This is a genomic window from Desulfosporosinus sp. FKA (assembly GCF_002196785.1).
In the GTDB taxonomy this organism is placed as follows: domain Bacteria; phylum Bacillota; class Desulfitobacteriia; order Desulfitobacteriales; family Desulfitobacteriaceae; genus Desulfosporosinus; species Desulfosporosinus acididurans.
The window spans coordinates 444,447-465,820 of record NZ_NAHZ01000034.1; the positions used below are offsets into that span (position 1 = coordinate 444,447).

Sequence of the window (21,374 nt, forward strand, 5' to 3'; positions counted from 1 at the left end):
TATACTAGTTGCAAATTTCGCTTTTGTCAATTCTAATTAAAAGATCTTAATGCTTCGCATTAATTTTACAAGCAGCGGCTTGATCAGCCATATCCTTTGATAAGATATCCGCATACCCTTCTTCGTGTCTTTTCAACCAGCTATTAGCATAGCTACACGTAGCCGAAGCCTTAAGACCTTTTTCTCTTAAATAATCAGCTACAACCTGCATCATCTTACCGGCCATACCTTGCCCTCTCAAGCTTGGATTTACATAAGTATGGTCTATATCCAGCTCACCGTTTTCCTTGGAAACAAATGTTGCTTCACACATTAGTTCACCTTTTTCATCGGTTGCATATATACGTCGCTCCTCATACTTCCAGTTCATCACTAATTCCTCCTCACCTGAATTTGCGAAAGTTTCGCTTGGCCTCGTGTATCCAGATTTCCCTTTCTAACTTTCCAGATTTCAGCTCACAATTCTGTCCCCCTTTCCGTTTATAAATTGCTAAAGAGAAACCTAGCAAATCTATTGGGCCAGGGTCTTACTTTTATATACTATTGAACTCTCCTGATTAATATAGTAGTATTCTTTACTGAAGTTTAGTTAATTACAAGTTTACCAGGAAACTGCGGATTTTTCATTATTAATTGTTAGATGATCCCAATCAACCGCAATTATTACCAATAGCTATTCCAGTTTATCATGATATAATACATTCAAGGGGGAAGTCCCTTAGTCTTTTTCATGGTACTTATATTTGCCCTCCGGGGACAGCAATTCGGAGGGACTTTTTTCTAAGAGCTCGTCTAACATCAAGTTAGGCATGTCTCTTTTCGTAAAATTGGGGGGTGATGTCAATCAGGTTGGTTTGGCATCACCCTTTTTAGGATGTTGCATCTTATAATTTAGTTAATCACATATTCGGCAGTCTTCGAGGCTGCTTTTTTGTATGCAGATAAAACCTGCATTCATCTTCCACTCGCAGCCCCTTAACTTGCTGGTACTAGGGACGACAATGATTTCTAAACTGCACTCTATAGCTTAGTCACCGCCGGCACCATTACTTAAGGTCAGGAAACAGCTATTGAAACCGCTCTTAAAGATGCCGCTCCTACTGACGGTCCAGACGGCGGGCACATGAAAATGGTAATACAATTTTTCTTGTCCGAAAAACAGCTAAATGATATACTAATTCTCCCAACTTAGAATTAGGAGGATGAGAGAAAATGGAGTTTTTAAATCAGCTTCAATTAGAAACTGAACGACTAATACTAATGGTTCTGGATGAATCCTTTGCCGATTTAATTTTAGATTATTATAAGCGTAATGATGAGTTTCTCCAGGAATGGGAACCTAAAAAGGAACCTGAATTTTATACGATTCGTTATCACCGAGAAGCATTACACAAAGAATTGTCCAAAATTAATGATGGGGATACATTTAGGGTCTGGCTTTTTAAAAAAGATGAGGCGTTGTCTAAAACCATTGGATCAATTGGCTTAAGCAATATCGTTCATGGGGCCTTCCTCTCATGCCATTTAGGCTACAAATTGGATCATACTGAAATCAACCAAGGCTATATGACTGAGGCCTTAAAAAAAGTTATTGAATTCGCCTTTACAAAATTAAGTCTTCATCGTATTGAGGCCAATATTTTGCCGCGCAATGCACGATCGATGCGAGTAGTAGAAAAACTCGGTTTTTATAACGAAGGCCTGGCCAAGAACTATTTGCGAATTAACGGCAAGTGGCAAGATCATATTCATATGGTTCTGCTAAATGAAGCTATGGAGTGAACTCTAATTTATCTCTTCAACAAGCCATTCTTTTTCGCCGTATTTAATAAAGTACTGTCCATCACGCTCGATCAAGTTTTTACACAACTCGCAATAGGAAGAACGGGACAGTTTCGTATCACACGGCCAAAACAACGAAATATAGGGGATCTGGTTCCTGATTAAAATATTGCCTGAAGGCAGAGGGAATTTTCGCCCATCATAAAGTTGTAATATTATCTGATCAGCCTGTACAGTTAGCGATTGAACAAAAAAGGGGACGTCTTCTACCTTTACAGGGTACAATTGATTCTGCCATTCTATATTAAAGTTATTAAGATCATCTTTTCTTAGATTAGAAGCAAATAAGTTGACAATTTCTTTCCTGATCATTTCCAAGCCATCAGCGTACCATAGACCATTCTTATCAATAAAGAGTTCTGGGGCGCGTAAATTACTCAAGATATTGCCTCCTTGCCATAAAAATAGTAATTAACTATCAATAAGATATCTTCTTTATCATTCCACGATTATCCTTTATTTCCTCCTTGTCAACGTGTTTTGATTGCACACCATTTGATGCAGCCTTTCGTTTTTTTTCATCGCGGAGTACAATTATAAAAGATCGCAGAAAAGATTCAAGTTAAGGAGGAAAACGCCATGATCCAGGGTAAAGGATTGTCCCACTTGGAGCTTAGCGAAGTTGCCCGGCGAATGCGCCGCCATATTCTGAAAATGACCCACAAAGCCAAGGGAGGACACCCAGGAGGCTGCTTGTCAGCAACAGACCTCCTTGACGTTTTATATATGAACGTTCTCCGCGTCGATCCACAAAACCCTCATTGGGATAAACGGGATTTTTTCTTTTTATCTAAGGGACATGCGGCGCCGGCACTATATGCAGCCTTATGCGAACGGGGTTTTTTCCCGGAAGAAGAGCTTCTCACTTTTCGTGAAGCCGAGAGTAGGCTTCCTGCTTATCCAAGCTGTGAATCAACCCCAGGTGTTGATATGGCATCAGGTTCGCTGGGACAAGGTCTATCTATTGCCAATGGAGCAGCACTAGCGGCGAAACTTAAAGGTTCTGATCAACGTGCCTATGTGATGCTGGGTGATGGAGAATTGCATGAGGGTCAAGTCTGGGAGGCTATGTTAACGGCTGCTCATTACCATTTAGATAATGTTTGCGCCATAGTCGACTACAACAAATTGCAGCTTGACGGTCGTCTCGACGAGGTAAAATCGTTAGGAGATCTGCCGGGAAAGTGGAAAGCTTTTGGCTGGAATGTCCTCGAAATCGATGGGCACGATTTCGCAATGATTGAGAAGGCTTTTGCACAAGCTCAAGAAGCCAAGACACGGCCAAGTGTGATTATCGCCCATACGATTAAGGGAAAAGGTGTATCTTTCATGGAAGATCAAGTCGACTGGCATGCGGCTGCTCCCAGTGATGCAGAATTAAAAATTGCACTAGAGGAGTTGAAGTAAATGACAAAGATTGCACCACGTCAAGCTTACGGGGAAGAACTTGTTCGCTTGGGGCAAGAGAATCCTGATATCGTTGTCCTCGATGCAGACGTCGCCAAAGCCTCAATGACATATTTGTTTAAAGAAAAATTCCCTGAGCGATTTTTCGACTTAGGAATTTCAGAGTCCGATATCGTAGGAACAGGTGCCGGCTTCGCCGTTGCCGGGAAAATTCCATTTATAAATGCCTATGCAAATTTTCTACTCGGAAACGGCTGGGAGGAAATCCACATTTCGATTGCCTATGCAAACCAAAATGTAAAAATTGTTGGGCACAATATTGGCGCCTCTTCCGGCAAAGATGGCCCAACCCATTTGCCCTTTGAAGATATTGCTCTAATGCGTGTTTTGCCGGGCATCATGATTGTGGAGCCGGCTGATGCCATAGAAATGCGCAAAGCGGTGCGAGCGGCAGCCCAGCACCAAGGGCCGGTTTATCTGCGAGTCGGGCGCTTGCCGATTCCCCTTGTCACCTGTGAAGAGGATCCCTTTGAGCTGGGGAAAGCCCGTATCTTAAGGGAAGGACAAGATGTAACCGTCATAGCCACTGGGGCAATGGTTGCCAAAGGGCTGGAGGCAGCCGAGGAGCTTGCCTCACTTGGAATTTCAGCTGAAGTCATTAATCTTCATACCATAAAGCCTTTAGACGAGGAGACACTACTGCGCTCAGTTCGAAAAACCGGTGCCGTGGTCACTGCTGAAGAACATACGATCCTCGGCGGAATGGGAAGCGCTGTAGCTGAACTTTTGGTTGAGGAATTTCCCGTTCCCTTACAAAGAGTTGGCGTTAAAGATCGTTTTGCCGTTTGTGCTCCCTATGATGAATTGCATGATATCCTGGGCTTAACGGCAAAGACAATAATAAAATCCGTCCAAGATGTGATTCGCAAAAAGCGTCAATAGTCATTCGTATTCAACGTTATGATTTTTCCAGTAGTAAGAAGCAACACCCTATTTACTCAAACTAAAAAAATACCCCCACCGTCATGATGGGGGCTAATCGAGATAAGACTAGAAATTTATGAGGATGAATCGGTCTGTTAAGGCATTTGGAGACCTTTAATATTACGCTATGGTTGCCCAAAGCGAAAACTTTAGTAAAAAGCAGATTGAGAACTATGTCCAGGAGCTGCTTCACCATAAAATATATGATTATCAGTTATTAACCCGGCAGCCTCATAGGAGCACCTTTCAAGAACACTAGAATAAGAATTGGCCTTTTCCACGAAGAATTCAGCCATTTTGGCAGCATCTTCTAACGTGTCAAAAATTAAAAGTGTATAGCTATAAAGCACCTTGTTTTTAACACGGAATATTGTATGTGGTATATTACTCTTTTGAGCCAGTGAAATTAGCACTGGCTTTCTGCCTATTCTCATTAAAATGCTCAATGCCTCTAATGACACACAATTATTTGTCATTGATATTGATATAGCTTTCTGCATATTACATTTATTGTTAACTTTAAGATCAATATTGTATTCTTTAGCCCACTCCTTGGTCATTTTGTTGTATAAATCGCGAACGCCCAAAACTGCGAGAGTATACTTGCCAATTAATGAATCTGGCATATTATCGAATTCTACTGGGGTAACTCCAATAACGATATTTCTTTTTCCCATCTAACATCACTCCTATCATAATTTTTCTTTATAGATAAATCTTTAAGCATATTGAATATAATTATTAAAATTTAAATTTTTGCGTTTTTTAGATATATATTTGACTAAAATCGAATTTTTAATTGATTTATTTTTCGCAATAATTTAATTTATTTAAGTATAGCACTTTATTTTACAGGAATAAAATTGCTATTTCGAATTCTGTGATAATATAATTTAATTCTGAAATTTTCTCCTAATCACATATCAAGATAAAACGAATACCTAATATCGCCAGTGCAGGCAATTTGGTATGGAAAAGAGCGTTAAAAAAGAGGCCACTCTTAAGGTTAGAGTGGCCTCTTTAGATCAATCCATTTCTATTTAATTTTATTGTTACGTATCATTGCCTATAGTAAATGCCTGGGCAATTTGTTTACCAACAACATGATAACTTCTGCTTTCAGGCGCAAATATTAATGGTTTTATTCCAATTTCAAGAATGTTTATGATTTTACATTCTAAATTAATCGGAAATTCCTTGATATAAGGTGCATCAACCAGATCACTTTTTACCGCTGTTAGACCGGTATGAGCAAATTTGTTTTCCTTTTTTCCAGATGCTAAGCCAAAATAATCAGCTTCTTTAATAAAGTTTTCTGACGGAATATTTAGAGAGAAGGCCTTTTTAGCTAGAAGGCTGCCGTAAGTATAAGTAGCTTTGCGTAGTGAAACCGCGACACAGGGCGGAGATGAACAACAAATACCGGTGTAGGATAAACTAAGGTTTTTGCTCCCATACTTTTTTTCATCTATTTCACCTCTTATGTTATTAACCAAACTATTTGGCAAGGATCCTATTCTTAAAGATAAAAAGCTCAACCGTTTAAAAGCGTATAGCAAATTTTGTAAGATAAGATAAGAAATTAATTTCAAAGTGAACTCGTTCAGCTAAAGCTGAACATCGGAACTTTGGTGACGAAAGCGCCTAGCCTATAACAAATGCTATCGAGCTGAAGGATGGAGTCTCCCCCACCGAAGCAAAAGATGTATTCAAGCTATGCTCTAATATGTATAACTTTAGCCCAATCAGGGACTGTTCCGTCTCCGAACAATATTACAATGACTTTCATCCTTTGCGGGGGATGATCGGGCCATGGGGTTTGTCCATCAGTAATGACAATTCCTAGTTGAGGTAAAGGCTTTAATCTTGCCGCGGCTTCTAAGCCAACTCTCATATCTGTTCCGCCGCCACCCGTAAGCTGAATCTGTTCTGGACGAAACACTCGGCGACAAAACTCAACTGTCTGATCAACAGCCAAAACGTAAATTTTCTCCTTTTGTGCCAAGAACCTTAAAATACCGGATATTTCGGCCAATGCCTGAGAAAGCATTTTCTCAGACATACTTCCGCTGGTATCCGCCACCACCGCCACTGAAGGCAGAGGACAGCGCAGGGACGGAAATATAACATTTCCCTTTCCCATCAGTCCATGCCGGCGCGAGGGACGGCAGTATGAATAATCAGTGGCCCCGGTTGTATCTGCAGCAGCAAATCGGATAGCCGCAGCAAGCTGTTTCCGCCAGTCAACTTTAGGTTGAAGCTTGTCTTCTGCCCAGCGATGCCAATGCCCCGGAACACTGCCCTGACTTCTGGCATGTTCTCTGATTTGTTGAGCAACACTGCGGCGAATTAAGTCTCCTTCAGTAAGACTGACTCCAGATGAAGACCCTTTGCTGGGTGGTTGATCCTCCCAAGACGCCATTTGACCGGTTGCACAAGAACCGGACAGACCGGAACCCGGCCTGGGAGAAGAATTCAGAACCGGTGAACCTGAAGTTTGATTCTTCTTTTGATAAACTAACGGCAACTGTTCCTGTTTCTCCAAAACAGCATAGTATTCCTCTGCCAAAAGGCTTTCCGGTTGTCCGATATGATCGGGAGTTACAGGTTGAGCCGGAAATTTTACACCTTCACGAATAAGGTCATCATTGATTTCCGCATCTGTTGCTATATTACTTAAACGTGGATTAAAACCCTTCATCCTTTCAGAGTGGTTACGGAGAAGATGACAAATTTCATGGTACAAAGCACCCTCGATAACTTCGACCGGCCACTGGGATAATCCCGAAGGGTCATAGTAGAGCCTCCAATACATATCAACCGCCATTGTTTTTAAACCACGTTTGGGAATCGGGCGAAGAGCCCAGGCGGCTGAGGCTAAATAAGGGCGTTCTTTCACCAAGCGGATGCGGGCTGCCTGCAGCTCCAAGGGAAAAATCAAGCCTGCAACACCTCCAAACATTTAATAGCATCAATCGTTTCCATAATGCCGGACTTTTCACCGGCTTCAAAAGTTCCGAAGTCAAAAATATCATGAGCGACATCAATTCTTCTCGTTCGCTCTCTCTGATTCAGTATTGCCTCAGGATACTTGTGAAACTTCATTGTCTGATCATGTACATAATAAAAAGCCGGAGTATTTGGAGAACTCCTCCGATAACGCGGCAGAAAAACAGGAGGATAATCCTCAAATATTATTTTTAATAGTGGGGCAGTATCTTTTAAGCAGATGGAAAATGTATGGATTTGCTTGTCTGAAACGCAAATTGCCGATGAACAAACCGGCTCATTCTTTCCCATTGTATAAAGCCGGTACTCTCTTTCACCTGAAGGACTCACAAGGATTTCCGTCTTCCATCTGGTTTTCCGGTTTTGATGCAGTCTCTCCAGATCTTCGATCCAGCCTTGAGGAAGTGCGATATTAAAAACAGCAAAGAGATGACGGGCCCAGAGCTTGGAGCCTTCATAGTTGTAGATGTCCAGCCGGGATTCCTTTATCATTTCTAGTCTCACTAAAACTCGGCCTGATAGCCCCATAAAACTTTCTTTCCAGGGAATATTGCAATACTCATGAATAGGATTCACATTAAGCCACCTTTTTGCAGCAATGGTGCAAATTCCTTTAATTCGTTCTGTGGTAACGATAATTCCGGTTTCTTCGCTGCAGCTAATTTTTTAGCTGCAACTGCTGCGATATCCTTTTTCCCAGAGTCTAAGGCTCGGGCAAGAACACACCATGCGGCGGACCAACGTTCTTCAGTCAGGCTGCCTACCGCTGCGTTAACAACTGATGTCAGTATGGCAAAAGCTAGGTCTCCGCGATCCGGCAGCACCAAATACACTGGATTTGCTAAGATCTCCTCAGGATCAGGCAAATCAAGTTCCCTGCGCCAGGATAGAAATTCCAGACAGGCTCCTTCACCAATACATCCGCCTATGAGAGAAGCAACTACATCCTCTTCGGCTCGCACGGTTTCCGCCGCTGCCAATAACCTAGCCGCCATGGACCAAGACCTGGGAGACGGCCAGGCTTTACCGACTTGAGCTTCATCCTTCGGTAACTGTAACAATAAGTGGGGGCGATGACGGATAAAGGAGGCTACAAACACTTCTTTTTCCGCTATCGATTCCTCCCAGGTCGAAGTGAGATGCGGCAAATCAGCAATAGACCAGCCGTTAAGCACACCATCAACCCAACTGAAAGTGTCCAGAGACCAAAAAAGATGGCAGAACCTATTGGCCAAAGGCGCAGAAAGATCCCACCCACCTACGGCCTGTTCCGGCGGGTTTGCCGATGCAACGACGGATACCCCGATAGGTAAAGCTAAATCTCCAACTACCCTTTCTAAGACAACCCTTAATAAAGCAGACTGAACCGCAGGCGGAGCTGTAGATATTTCATCCAAAAAAAGCAGACCTTTTCCAGCCCGTGCCAAGCGATGAGCCCAGGCCGGCGGCTCCATGCGAACGCCTTCTTCCCCAATTACCGGTAGACCCGAAAAATCTGAAGGTTCACGAATGGAGGCCAAGACAACTTCGAGCGGAATTCCTAGAGCATCCGCAAGCTTAGTAACTGATGCTGTTTTTCCCACACCCGGAGGACCCCAAGTTAGAACTGGGATTCCTGCCTGAATGGCGATGGCAAGAGCACAAACTGTACCAGACATAACGTTTCGCACCTCTATATAGGCCCAAGCTGTGCCGCTATCGTACAGCAGTACCCTAAGACCCTTATTATTTAATTAAATCCTTTCCATTTCACCTTGATAATATAACTAAATTTTCTATTTCATCTTTTGCCCTCCGAGAAAGGGGATAAATCGAAGAAACTGCCCTATAGGCAGCCTGTCGTTATGAATGGAACCCCAAGGTTCAATTATGGAGAATAAAACTTAAAAGAAGATGAGTAATATCTGAAAAATTTAGGGTTAAAAGCCTGCTGTCTAAGCAGCAGGGCTAGTTGCATATGCTTACCTATTAGGCAGATACTCAGATCCGTTGGAATGTCTTATTATCTAAAGTTCCTTCAGTATAACCGATGTGCCAAACTTTCTTCTTTGAGCAAGCTGAATACCAGATACGTAATTTCGTTGTATTCCCGTGCTCTATAACAAAACTGCTCCGATAAATGTATCCATTATCCCACCTGGGCCCTGAGCTGGGTTCAATTAAGGCCCTCTCAAAGGGGATACTAAGTTCTTTGGGTTGTGCCATTGGTGCAGTTGCATAAAATAATTGACAACTATTAATAGTTTCTCTTTTAGGCCAACCCGCAATTAAGAACTCAATCCTTTGTTCGGGATAATTGGGTTTAGCTGCTATATGCCAAGGAATATATCCCCCATTCCATGTATCCCAGGGAGAACTGCAAGGTTGACCTTCACTCCATGTCAAGCCGTTTTTCGAAGTATACAGATACATTGTAAATCGCGAATCAGTAGTCCACATATACCATTCTTGAGCACTTTTACGCCAAATGGTAGGAGATAAAACTAAACCTGTTTTTGTAAAGTCCCACGCTTTTTGAAAACAAAGGACTTTATTACTTAACTCATGGGTTGGACTTATTTTTCTTGCCCATATTTTCTCAAAAGCGTTGTTACTATATTCACGCCAATATAAAATCAGTGTATTATCACCTGAATCATAGACTAATTCAGGGTCAGAATTATAATTTTTGTCCAAAATCCCGAAGGGCTTTGGAGCTAAAGGGTTCTTTATACCTGGTGGATTAACCCAGTTGATCCCATCCATACTCACCAGGAGACTTGGATTTTCGCACGCACTATTAAAATTCGGATACGGTGTAAGAGCCATCCAATAACGAAAGTTCCCCCAAGCCTCCATTCCATATTCTGTTTTAAAATCAATGACACTTGGATGAACAACTTGGCCAGAATGATCATATGTCGGGGTTACAATATAGTTAAATGCATTAATTAGAGACTTGTTCAGTACTTTTTGGGTTAAATCATGTGGCCTCGGTTCTGAAGCAATTACTGAAACAGATTTCTGAGTAATAGATTTCTGAGTGAGAACTTCAAGTGGGCCATTCTTGAATGAAAATAACCCAAAAGAGTAAAAACCTGCGGCTGTCCCTGCGATCATTTTAATGAAAGTTCTTCGTGACGTCATAAGTTAACCCCATTATCTATTATTATAAACTTGTTTGAGACCAGGAACATTTACAGATATCATCATATCAACAGTATATAGTTAAATAGAAACCCGATCCATACTCCAATTTCTGGCTTAATGTCAAGGAAATGTTTTAGCGAATAATCTGAACATTTTACCTCAACAAAAAATGCGTTGGCGAGAAGCACTTACCAACGCATAAACTATTTGCCATAGTCATTTGGCCTTATTCGAAAATAGAGCTAAAGCTGAACCATCGAGACTTCGGTGGGAGTCGAAACTCATTACTCCTGTCCCAACCCTTTGAGCTGCACTAATACTTGCAATTCCGGCACGATCTACTCTAAACACTGGACTCTTTCCCAAAGTAAAACCAGCATAGAAATCGTTAGAATCAAGCCAGAACTAATCAAAATCTGGCACTTTCTTTCAATAATAGCTAACAGGCAAAGAAAGCGAAACTGGTTTTTCGCCTAGTGAATATAGTTGTTCAAGGAAACTTAAACGTCAGATGTTCCAAAAATCTGGAACTTATTGACCATTTGATTTAGCTCTTCAGCTAAATCACTTTGTTCCTGAGCGATCGTAGAAATATTACCAAGGGCTTTTGCTGTATCATTCATGCTTATTGAGATTTGTCCTGAATTCGAAGCGCTTTGCTCTGTCGATGCAGCAACCGACTCAATAGTCCTTAAAACTTGCTCAGTTGAAGTAGAAATTTCATCAGCGTTTGATTCGAATTTCTGGATTAACTCATATACAAAGTCCATATCCTCATCATATTGCCTGCTCGTTTCAACCATCTGTACGTAGTCATTAGTTACAGGCCCATTGATATAATCCAACAGATCCCGTGCATAGTCCGAGAGATTTCCGAATACTGTTTGGACTTCTTTAGTAACTGTTTGAATGCTTGAAACCGTTTTCGCCGATTGTTCCGCAAGTTTACGAACTTCTTCTGCTACTACAGCAAAACCTTTTCCGCTCTCTCCTGCCCTAGCAGCCTCAATTGCAGCATTCAGAGCCAATAAATTAGTTTGGCTCGCAATATTAGAAATAATATCTGTCATATTTGTAATTTCGTTAACCATTTGTCCGCTCTCAATGGCCCTTAAGATATGCTCTTGTTTCTGTGTATAAATTTCTTTGCTAAGATTAGCCGCATTTACAGTATCGGTTTTTAGATTTTGAACTCGTTCCTTAATTTCCCGCGTGCGTTCTGTACCTTTATCGGCCATATCAAGGAGTTGCTTGGTAGAATCTAAGATTATCTGGCTCGATGCACTCACTTCTTCTGTCGCTGCAGTATTTTCTTCCATGCCTGCAGCAATTTCTTGAGTCGATGCATTGACCATCTGGGTTTGGGCAGAAATCTCTCTAATAGACGATGAAATGGTTTTACTTTCTGTATTCAATTGATTCGAGTCCTGCAGTATTTTTTTAAGCAAGCCTCTGATACTTTCAATAAATTGATTAAAACTTTCGGTCAGTTGACCTAATTCATCGTTTCTGTAGATCTCGCCCCTTATAGTGAGGTCACCGCCCCCAGCTTTATCCATAAGTGTATTGAGTTGTCCAATAGATTTTACTATTCCCCGGTAAGTAGAAAATAGTAGAACTGATAGGACAATAGTTAAGAATATGCCAAGTCCAGCTATTACCATTAAATTCTTTCTGAAATTGTTAGCATTAATATCCGTCTGCTCAACCATGGTTTCATTTTCCGAATTCGTTTTATCGACAATTTGATTCACCAATGAATCCATATCGTCCGTTGGTTTTCGATCAATACCTTTCACAAGCCCATCAACAATATGTAAACTTTCCCTGTTATTCATATCATAGTTTTTAATAGCTGAAGTGTATTTTTCAAAAAGCTCTTTATGATTGGTTATTAAAGAATCAACTGAAACGGTACTCATCCCTTGTTTAGCCATATCTTCTTTAAGCTTTTTCAAAAGAGTTTGAACAGTTTTATTCTCTTGTTGAAACTGAGTGTAGTAATTCTGGAAAGATTTCGGGTCATTACCTCTTATCAACGTATCCTTCCAATTTTGCACTTGCTTTTTGAACTCAACTTGAGCTTGTCTTGATTCGTTAACCATATTAGTAAATGCCATTATTTTTCGTACATTCTCTCGATTTAGCTTATTCAGGCTTTCAAAGTTAGCAAAAGATAAACTACTAGAGCCTAGGATATAAATCAAAACAAATCCTAGCAATAAAGATAATCTGACACCAATCCCTTTACTATTCTTGCTGCGGCTATTTTTCAATTTTTTCCTCCTATTATCTAACATTACGTTATTTTTAAGCATATTGTAGCATATAAATATGTTGAACTTAAGACATAGCTGCGTTTGAAGAAAACACCTTTTTTAGGTCTGCCATAAAACAGGTCCCATGGTTTGCAGGTTGATAACAATATTCGACATATTTCGTTATATTCCTCTGCAATATTTAATTAACTAACATTCGCCTCACATACTTTTTAGCCGACACCAAAAGGCGCCGCTGCATAACGAATATTTATACGTTTTAAAAACAAAACTCTGCATATAAGTGGATGATTTAAACCACTATTTATGCAGAGTTTTGTTTAATGAGGAGCGCTTATGCATTGCAACGGTCTTTTTTATCAGTATTAAAGCATCAGACAAGTTGCCGCCGCCATTCTTTTACTAACTTCATCTGTAATCAATGTTTTAGAAATGTTCATCGCCTCAATAATCTTCTGAAAGCGCTTGTATAGAGGATTTTCAACAATGCGAAAATGTAATTTTAGGCAAGGAGCAAGTGACGTAAGGATTTAGTCATAGATCAATTAGACAATTAACCAAGTTTTATTAAAGAAGGAAGAATAAGATTCTGCTTAAGGGAAAACTTAATTTATGAGGTGAGCTTATGAAAACCCTGATTCTTGGTGGCGGAGTTGGTGGAATAGTTGCTGCTAATGCTTTAAAAAATACTATGGGTCCTTCAATGAAGGTAACTTTGGTTGACCGGGAACCAAACCACTATTTTACTCCTTCTTTTCCTCGCTTAATGATCGGAGAAACGAAGCCCTTAAAAATAACCAGGCAGCTAAACATTTTGGAAAAAAAGAAAATCGAAGTTTTACATAGAGAAATTGAAAATATCGATCTTATTGAACATTTGGTAACTACTAACCGGGAACAACTAGAATATGACTATCTCATAATATCCCTAGGGGTTGAATACCATCCGGAAACTGTACCAGGCTTTAGCGAATTCGCTTTTAATGCTTACGATTTTTATGACGTGGTGAAAATAAACCAAAGATTAATGAATTTCACTTCCGGCCAGATCGTATTTTTTATTTCCAGCGTACCTTATAAATGCCCCCCAGCGCCTTATGAAATGATGTTTCTTCTTGATCAGTTCTTCCGTCAACGTGGGCTTCGCCATAAGATCAAACTCACTATAGTTACCCCAGACTATTCACCCGAACCTATAGCTCCACCAAAAGTTGGTCAAAGCGTTAGAAAAATGTTGGACGATAAGGATATTGAATTGATTACTGAGGCCAAAGTTATAAAGGTTGAAAGGAACTTATTAATGTTAGATCACAATACAAAGGTTCCCTCAGATCTTTTGCTTGGTATAGCTTCTCATTGGACCCCCAAAGTAATACGTAATACAGACTTGGTAGACAAAAGCGGATACATTGAAGTAGATCAATTAACTCTGGAAACAAGGTATCCCGGTGTTTATGCAATTGGAGATGCAACAGCGATCAGATTACCTGTCTTAGGTGCCTATGCTCCGAAAGCAGGATCTTTTGCACATGCCCAAGCAGTCGTCGTAGCAAAAAACATTCGTCTATTATCTCGAGGGTTGAAACCCAAATTTCGTTATGAAGGGAAAGGCTTGTGCATCATGAATACCGGGTTCGGTCGAGCCCGTTATTCAACAGTTCATTATTATAAGAAGCCTCAACCTTATGTTACTTTATTACGCCCTTCAAAATTATCTTATTATGCAAAATTAGCTTTTGAAAAGTATTGGTTTAAACGATGGTTTTAGTTTGGCCATGCAAGTAGCAGCACAAGACCAGCAGCTAGGCTTTATCACGGCGACTTTTGTTCTTAAGCTTAGCTGTGCTTAAGCGGTGGAAGTGAGAAGTAGTAGAAGCCATAAACCTGGCCTGTATGAAGCCAATGCATATGGTTGCCGGCCATACCGAAATGAATTTAAATCCAGAATGTATTTAATGGCCTCTTCATTATTCCACTCAGAAATCAGATTGTGCACCGGGTGTATTACATCCATTTTTCTGAGATTTATGGTATGATAATACAGTAAAAAAGTCCTTATAACCTTTTCTAATAGCCATATTCCAATCATTTGTTCGAAGTTACCGAACAAATGATTGGAATATGGCTCAATATTAGGGTGAGGTGACAATTGTGAAAAAAATCATGGTTATTGAGGATCACCAAAAAATCAGAGATGAGCTTTGCAAATTTCTAATTCAAAACGGCTATGATTGTCTTGCACCGGAAAGCTTTGAAACAATAATCGAACAGATTCTTTCATCTGCTGCCCAGCTTATACTATTGGATATCAACCTTCCTGTTTATGATGGATATCATATCTGCCGTGAAGTCCGAAAGCTCAGCGAAGTTCCCATTATTGTCGTAACCAGCAGGGACACTGAAATAGATGAGCTATTGGCAATGAACCTAGGAGTCGATGATTTTGTAACAAAACCCTACAACACACAAATTCTTTTAGCAAGAATTGCAACTGTTTTAAAACGAGCATATCACGAGGCACCGTCTGAGAAGCTGCTTTGCGGGAATTTCACAGTCAATCTGGCTAAGAGCTCCCTTGAATACAGGAACATTACTTCAGAGCTTACGAAAAATGAATTAAAAATTCTCACCTGCTTATGTGAAAAAAAGGGCGTTATAGTTAGCCGTGACGAGTTGATGCGCTATCTTTGGGACAGCGAGCTGTTCATTGACGACAATACTTTGACTGTTAATATGACTCGATTGCGCCGAAAGCTGGAAGAAATAGGCTTAACGAATGTCATTGAAACCCGCCGGGGCCAAGGGTATATCATGTTATGAAAATTCAAGATTTTTTAAAGGAGAAAATGACATATATTTTATGTCATATTTTTGTATGCGTCTTGTCCGTGTCCATGCTGGTCGCTTTGAATCCTGCAGGGGGAAAGGCCTTTTCAACTCTGATCTGCTGTATCTATCTCCTTGGAGCCTTGATTCCCCTGGCGGCGGAATTTATTAAGAAAAGGAATTTTTACAACAATCTTTTGCAGAGTTTTGAATGTCTTGATCGAAAAAACCTCATTGCCGAGGTGATCTCCAAACCGGACTTTTATGAGGGCGCTTTATTTTATGACATCCTGAAGCGTTCCAACAAGGCCTGTCTCGAAGAAATTAACAGCTATAAAAATATACAAGAGGAATACCGAGAATATATTGAGCTTTGGGTACACGAAATAAAAACACCCATTTCATCATCTAAGCTGATCGCCCAAAACAACCGGAGCGAAGCAGTGAACAGCATTCTGGATGAGCTTGACGCGATCGAAGGCTACATAGAACAAGTGCTTTATTACGCTAAAAGCAAAACGGTTGAAAAGGATTATATTATTAAGGAAATCAGCCTTGAAAAGCCTGTCTTCTCTGCTCTAAAGCGGAATTCCTCTATGCTGATTAGCTCAAAAATTTCGGTTTCAGCGGAAAATTTAAACAACAAGGTTTACTCTGATCTAAAATGGCTTGAATTTATTCTGCACCAGCTCATTATTAACTCTATAAAATATGCCAAGGATTCAGAGACATGGATCCGGATATCGTCCCAAGAAGAGGAAAACTCCTGCATCCTCCAAGTTTCAGACAATGGAATTGGCATTGAACAAAGTGAATTGCCAAAAGTATTTGAAAAAGGCTTTACCGGCACAAACGGAAGACTCAGGGGCAAGTCGACGGGCATGGGGCTCTACATTTGCCAAAAGTTGAGTGACAAGCTGGGGATATCCATCACCGCCGAATCGACAGTTGGCAAAGGCACAACCATAACACTGGTTTTCCCCAAAAACTCAATGACGGATATTGTCCATCTTACAAAAACGTAAGCTTATTGTAAGCTAAAGCTATGGGAACAGACTGTCGGGCCATTTAAAATTGAACCAGAAATACAAAAAATATGGAGGAAATTATGGTTGAAATTTTAAAGGTCGCAAATGTCGAAAAATACTATGGCAACAAAGGAAATCTAACCAAAGCGCTGAATCAGGTAAGCTTCACTGTAAATGAAGGCGAATTTACCGGAATCATGGGATCAAGCGGCAGCGGAAAGACAACCCTGCTCAACTGTATCTCCACCGTCGATTCCGTAACCACAGGCAGCATTCAGATCCGGGGCAAGGATATCACGGCCATGAAAAGCCGGCAGCTGGCAAGGTTCAGACTTGAGGAACTTGGCTTTATGTTTCAGGACTATAACTTGCTTGATACCCTGACTGGGCTGGAAAATATTATCCTTCCCCTTTCAATCGCAGGAATTGCTCATAAAACTGCGTTGAAAAAAGTACATGAGCTGGCCAAACGATTGGATATCGAAGACATCATCAGAAAATTCCCCTACGAATTGTCCGGCGGACAGCGTCAAAGGATTGCCGCGGCGCGAGCAATCATCATGAATCCGGCGCTCATTCTGGCCGACGAACCGACAGGCGCCCTGGACTCGAAATCAGCCAGGATGTTAATGGAATGCCTGGAAAATCTGAATCAAGAGCTTGGGGCAACCATTCTGATGGTAACCCATGACGCTTTCACAGCAAGCTACTGTCATCGAATTCTTTTTATTAAGGACGGAAAGCTGTTCAATGAGCTGATCCGAGGGAATGCTTCCCGAAAGGAGTTTTTTGTCAAAATCATCGAGGTCGTATCCCTTCTCGGAGGTGACACAGCCAATGTATTTTAAGCTGTCCCTTCGCAATGTCAAAAAGAGCTTTTCAAATTATACACTTTATTTCCTCACACTTTCATTTGGTGTCTGTCTTTTCTATGTCTTTAACTCAATCGAAGCCCAAAAGGCAATGATGCACATCTCAAAGTCTACCCTTGAAATTATGAAAACAATCACCTGGATCATGAACGGGATATCAGTTTTTATATCGTTTATCCTAGGCTTCTTAATTGTGTACGCCAATAATTTCCTCATCAAAAGAAGAAAGCGGGAATTTGGGATCTACCTGACTCTGGGTATGGAGAAATCCAAGGTGTCTGCAATCCTCATTATCGAGACATTTATTATTGGCATTTTTTCTCTCACAGCCGGACTTTTAGCAGGCATTTTCTTTTCTCAGGGACTGTCTGTTGTGACAGCAAGCCTTTTTCAAGTGGATATGACAGCTTATACTTTCGTATTTTCCTTAAACGCCCTGCTGAAAACTATCCTGTATTTCGGGATCATCTTTTTAATTGCCATTGCCGTCAATACTTTGTCGATCTCCAAATATAAACTTATCGACCTGATCAACGCCGGAAAACAAAATGAAAAACAATGGGTCAGAAAACCAATCATTACCTTTCTAATGTTTGTTCTTGCGATCGTATTCATTGGCGCAGCCTATAAAATGGTTCTGAACTATGGAATTGCCTCCTTCGACCGTAAAATCATCATAGAATGCCTTCTTGGAGCAGTGGGAACCTTTTTGCTTTTTGCTTCTTTGTCGGGTTCACTGATTGACTTTTTCAAAGCCAACGAAAGACTGTACTACAGAAGACTGAATATGTTCATCATGCGGCAAATTAGCAGCCGGATTAACACAGCGCACATTTCCATGTCCTTTATCAGCTTAATGTTGTTTGCCACAATTGGAATTTTCTCTACAGCCATCGGAATGACCGGTGTACTGAATAAAGGTTACGCGGATGCTGCTCCGTTTGACATCAGTGTTCGGTCAAACGAGAATGTTAATATTATCCAAGAATTATCTGATAAGAACGGCATTGATGTCAGTAAATATGCTTCAAGCTCATGCCAATATAAGCTTTATAAATATAAACCACAGGCGTTGACCACCGGACTTGTTTTTCAAAAGGTTGAAAAATATTTGCCGCAAGGCTCTGAAGACACGATCAGAAAAAAAATTTACCCGCTGCCGATTTATTTCATGACACTTTCCGATTATAACAAAATCCTTGCTCTAAAAAAGGAACAAAAAATCACCCTGGCAGATAATCAAGCAGCAGTCCTCACACAATTTGCCTGGGCGGACGCAGATTACCAGGAATGCCTTCAACAGTTTATCTCCCAGGGGAACAAGCTTAATCTCAACGGCACCGAATTCTCTATCTACCCTCAGTTGCAGGCGAAAGGAATTGAAAACGACAGCGACAACATGATGCTGCTTATACTTCCGGATAAGATGGCTGCCGATGGAACTGTAGTCAAAAGTGTACTCTGTTTTGATTGTCAAGGAGATTCCGTCGCCCAGCAGGATAAGTTCCTTGCGTCCTTTAAAGCATCGCCCAAAACATCGTCGGAAAAGCTGGAAGCAGTTTCGAAAAACGCCATAGTTGCTCAAGGCGGTGGTTCAAAGGCTATTATAGCTTTTGTAGGGATCTATGTCGGAATTATATTTCTGATTACAAGTGCTGCCGTACTTGCTATGCAGCAACTTTCCGAGGCGACTGACAATAAGCACAGATACGCGATTCTTAAGAAAATTGGAGCGGATAACAAGGAAATAAGCCGCGCAATTTTTAAACAGACGGCCATTTATTTCTTAATCCCCCTGGCTGTCGCCTGTATTCATTCCATTGTTGGGATCAAAGTAGCCAATAACGCAATACGTATGGTCGGCAGCCTGAATGCCACCGCAAACACCATGATGACTGCCGGCATAATTCTTATCGTATATGGTGCGTATTTCATCGCAACGTACTGTTGCAGTAGGAACATAATACTTAAGCAATAAGTTGCAACATACTTCCACTTTTCATTTTTAGACCCCCACTTCTTAAGTGGGAGTGGGTCCTTCATAAACTTCAGGTGGGGTAGAGTCCCCACCTGAAGCCCCGATGTCCTGCTTTATCTGAACGAGTTCACTAATTTCAGTCATCCATCTCTACAGCCAAAAAAGCTGTCCATTCAAGTGTCACATCAGTCAAATTCCGGTAAAAATCAACCTTCGAGTTAAGACATACTGAATCACAAAAGAGTTGTAACCACACATTTAAATGTCTTGTTAAAAGCTCTTCTCCAAATTCCTTCTTGTCAGACAAATTGAGTGCATAGGCCAAAGCTTCAAACTCAACGGCAATATGGTCCGGTAATTCCCCTTGATTAGAAAGCAACTGCAGTCCGATATTTCGATAAAGCAATTGTATATCAACAGTACATTGCCCCATGATCGTGCCTTGCTCATGTTTCGGTCTGTCTGTTCGCCATACCGCTTCATAAGGCGGACATGGCGGCGCTGCCGGTCCGACAAACAATCTCTCATATTCTTGACCAAGCAAATCTTGTTCCGAAACCAAAGCTGTGAATAACTTTTCTACAGCAGGTATTCTGTTCTTTTTCATGCACAAAGACCAACTGCTGATGAAGTTTTCATGATAAGCCGAACTAGCCCAAAGCTCTAACCTAGCTCGATCTGGAGGACTCCACCAATCACTGAGAATTTGAGTAACCTGCATCAGTGAGCTCAAATTATAAATTTCGCTGTCGTTGGTTTTTTCCACAATTAAGCTCCTTTCAGGATTTCCTTATCGGCTAATTCATGTCCTTCCAAAGCCATTGATTCTTTAACGTTTAATAAATGATAGCCAAGAGAAATTAGTAATGCCAATAAAGCAACCAGGCCAAAGATTATTACATATTCAACCCAAGTCGGTGCATATTGTCCAACCAATTGAAATACGGAATTTCCAGGAGTATAGGTGCCGATAGAGGTTCCAGGAGCCAGCTGTATCAGAGGATTGGCCATGCCCACTGTAGTCAGCTCAATCTGAAATGCATAAACACCGACCAATATTAAACTTGCGGATACTGCAGTCAAGCCAACTCGGCGATGTATCCAAGGTGCAGCAAAAAGGATTAACGGAATAATTCCGCCAACCACCCATTCCAACCAGAATAAGACGGCAAAATTCCCTCCGGGTAAAATCATTTTTAAAGCAAGTATATCTTTGGGCACATTTCCCCAGAGAATTGTTACATATTCACAGAACAAAAAGAATAGGTCAATTGCCAGGGATATCGCCATCAATCCCCTTAGCTTTCCCCATGTATCCTCAGCAAACTCTACTCCGGCATACTTTTGCAAAAGCCAAATAATGATCGTGATTAGGGCAGTTCCAGAAAGAATTGCTGAAACGACAAAGAGTGGCGCCATAATTGCTGAATTCCAAAAGGGCCGCGCGATCTGTAAACCAAAAATCCAGCCCGTAATCGAGTGTAAAGCAAACGCCGCCGGCAAGCCAATATAAGCTAAGACTTTTAGTTGCTTCTGTTTCTTAAACGAATTTATGCCATGATACATCAGCCACAATTCCAGGGCCGCTAACACAAAATAACAGCTAATGATTGTGACATCCCAGATCAACGGTGAACTCCAGTTAGGATGGATGATTAAGTTTAAAATTCGACTCGGCTTGCCAAGATCAGGAATGATAGATATACCGGCAACCAGAATACTGGATGCAGCCGTGAGGACACCAAGCCGGGCCAAAGGCTTTAAGGCCCTGATTCCGAATACTTCAGCTGAAGAAGCAACAATCAGGCCTCCAGCAGAAAGCTTCACAAAAAAGGCAAAGGTAAAGATATAAATACCCCAGGATATTACATCCCGCATTCCCGTGACACCTAACCCATGTCTAAGTTCATAAACCCAGGTGACTAAGGCTGCTCCTAACAGCAGTACTAATATTCCCAGCCAAACATAATAACTCTTCGGTCTGGTTTCCTTTGCTTTTGTCATTAGTTTTCTCTCCTCA

Annotated in this window: 20 protein-coding genes; 8 read left to right on the forward strand and 12 right to left on the reverse strand. The window is 41.1% G+C overall.

The window, feature by feature from the left end; all coding sequences use genetic code 11:
- Positions 1–46: 46 nt before the first annotated feature.
- Positions 47–370, reverse strand: coding sequence for a GNAT family N-acetyltransferase (locus tag B5771_RS23320; protein ID WP_088189644.1), 324 nt, complete (start codon positions 368–370; stop codon positions 47–49).
- Between the two features lie 842 nt (positions 371–1,212).
- Between B5771_RS23320 and B5771_RS23325 the strand changes: the two genes are divergently transcribed.
- Positions 1,213–1,782 (forward strand): GNAT family N-acetyltransferase, encoded by a 570-nt coding sequence (locus B5771_RS23325; RefSeq protein WP_088189645.1) that lies wholly within the window; start codon positions 1,213–1,215, stop codon positions 1,780–1,782.
- Between the two features lie 3 nt (positions 1,783–1,785).
- Here the strand turns inward: B5771_RS23325 and B5771_RS23330 are convergent, their stop codons facing one another.
- Positions 1,786–2,223: a DUF1285 domain-containing protein gene (locus tag B5771_RS23330; protein WP_088189646.1), complete on the reverse strand. Its 438-nt coding sequence runs from the start codon at positions 2,221–2,223 to the stop codon at positions 1,786–1,788.
- A gap of 198 nt (positions 2,224–2,421) precedes the next feature.
- On the opposite strand from B5771_RS23330, the gene B5771_RS23335 reads away from it, so the two are divergent.
- Positions 2,422–3,249, forward strand: coding sequence for a transketolase (locus B5771_RS23335; protein WP_088189647.1), 828 nt, complete (start codon positions 2,422–2,424; stop codon positions 3,247–3,249).
- Entirely contained in the window at positions 3,250–4,191 is a 942-nt protein-coding gene (locus B5771_RS23340) for a transketolase family protein (protein WP_088189648.1), read from the forward strand.
- Positions 4,192–4,382: 191 nt separating this feature from the next.
- Here B5771_RS23340 and B5771_RS23345 read toward each other — a convergent pair whose 3' ends face one another.
- The 8 genes from B5771_RS23345 to B5771_RS23375 form a co-directional block, all read right to left on the reverse strand.
- On the reverse strand, positions 4,383–4,910 hold the full coding sequence (locus B5771_RS23345) for a hypothetical protein (RefSeq protein WP_242966947.1): 528 nt from the start codon (positions 4,908–4,910) through the stop codon (positions 4,383–4,385).
- Between the two features lie 375 nt (positions 4,911–5,285).
- On the reverse strand, positions 5,286–5,825 hold the full coding sequence (locus tag B5771_RS23350; RefSeq protein ID WP_242966948.1) for a flavin reductase family protein: 540 nt from the start codon (positions 5,823–5,825) through the stop codon (positions 5,286–5,288).
- Positions 5,826–5,947: 122 nt separating this feature from the next.
- A complete protein-coding gene (locus B5771_RS23355) occupies positions 5,948–7,174 on the reverse strand; it encodes a VWA-like domain-containing protein (RefSeq protein ID WP_242966949.1) in 1,227 nt (408 codons plus the stop codon).
- Positions 7,171–7,818: a hypothetical protein gene (locus B5771_RS23360; RefSeq protein WP_088189650.1), complete on the reverse strand. Its 648-nt coding sequence runs from the start codon at positions 7,816–7,818 to the stop codon at positions 7,171–7,173. Before B5771_RS23360 ends, B5771_RS23355 begins: the two co-directional genes overlap by 4 nt.
- On the reverse strand, positions 7,815–8,900 hold the full coding sequence (locus B5771_RS23365; RefSeq protein ID WP_088189651.1) for a MoxR family ATPase: 1,086 nt from the start codon (positions 8,898–8,900) through the stop codon (positions 7,815–7,817). The genes B5771_RS23360 and B5771_RS23365 overlap by 4 nt, the downstream gene beginning before the upstream one ends.
- 322 nt (positions 8,901–9,222) lie before the next feature.
- Entirely contained in the window at positions 9,223–10,368 is a 1,146-nt protein-coding gene (locus B5771_RS23370; RefSeq protein ID WP_088189652.1) for a hypothetical protein, read from the reverse strand.
- A gap of 219 nt (positions 10,369–10,587) precedes the next feature.
- The gene (locus B5771_RS25155; protein WP_282433376.1) at positions 10,588–10,722 is read right to left on the reverse strand and encodes a hypothetical protein; all 135 of its coding nucleotides are present in this window, start codon (positions 10,720–10,722) and stop codon (positions 10,588–10,590) included.
- A 149-nt stretch (positions 10,723–10,871) separates the two neighbouring features.
- A complete protein-coding gene (locus tag B5771_RS23375; protein ID WP_242966950.1) occupies positions 10,872–12,647 on the reverse strand; it encodes a methyl-accepting chemotaxis protein in 1,776 nt (591 codons plus the stop codon).
- Between the two features lie 628 nt (positions 12,648–13,275).
- On the opposite strand from B5771_RS23375, the gene B5771_RS23380 reads away from it, so the two are divergent.
- From B5771_RS23380 to B5771_RS23400, 5 genes are all read left to right on the forward strand, one after another.
- Positions 13,276–14,418, forward strand: a complete 1,143-nt coding sequence (locus tag B5771_RS23380; protein ID WP_088189654.1) for an FAD/NAD(P)-binding oxidoreductase — start codon at positions 13,276–13,278, stop codon at positions 14,416–14,418.
- 383 nt (positions 14,419–14,801) lie between these two features.
- Positions 14,802–15,470 carry a response regulator transcription factor gene (locus B5771_RS23385; protein WP_088189655.1) on the forward strand — a complete coding sequence of 223 codons (669 nt, stop codon included), beginning with the start codon at positions 14,802–14,804 and terminating at the stop codon, positions 15,468–15,470.
- The gene (locus B5771_RS23390) at positions 15,467–16,501 is read left to right on the forward strand and encodes a sensor histidine kinase (protein WP_088189656.1); all 1,035 of its coding nucleotides are present in this window, start codon (positions 15,467–15,469) and stop codon (positions 16,499–16,501) included. The genes B5771_RS23385 and B5771_RS23390 overlap by 4 nt, the downstream gene beginning before the upstream one ends.
- 83 nt (positions 16,502–16,584) lie before the next feature.
- Positions 16,585–17,352: an ABC transporter ATP-binding protein gene (locus tag B5771_RS23395; RefSeq protein ID WP_088189657.1), complete on the forward strand. Its 768-nt coding sequence runs from the start codon at positions 16,585–16,587 to the stop codon at positions 17,350–17,352.
- Positions 17,342–19,354 carry an ABC transporter permease gene (locus B5771_RS23400; protein WP_088189658.1) on the forward strand — a complete coding sequence of 671 codons (2,013 nt, stop codon included), beginning with the start codon at positions 17,342–17,344 and terminating at the stop codon, positions 19,352–19,354. The genes B5771_RS23395 and B5771_RS23400 overlap by 11 nt, the downstream gene beginning before the upstream one ends.
- Before the next feature lie 136 nt (positions 19,355–19,490).
- Here B5771_RS23400 and B5771_RS23405 read toward each other — a convergent pair whose 3' ends face one another.
- Complete coding sequence (locus B5771_RS23405) at positions 19,491–20,120, reverse strand: molecular chaperone TorD family protein (RefSeq protein ID WP_088189659.1); 630 nt, start codon at positions 20,118–20,120, stop codon at positions 19,491–19,493.
- 2 nt (positions 20,121–20,122) lie between these two features.
- Complete coding sequence (gene nrfD / locus B5771_RS23410) at positions 20,123–21,358, reverse strand: NrfD/PsrC family molybdoenzyme membrane anchor subunit (RefSeq protein WP_088189660.1); 1,236 nt, start codon at positions 21,356–21,358, stop codon at positions 20,123–20,125.
- Positions 21,359–21,374: the final 16 nt, after the last annotated feature.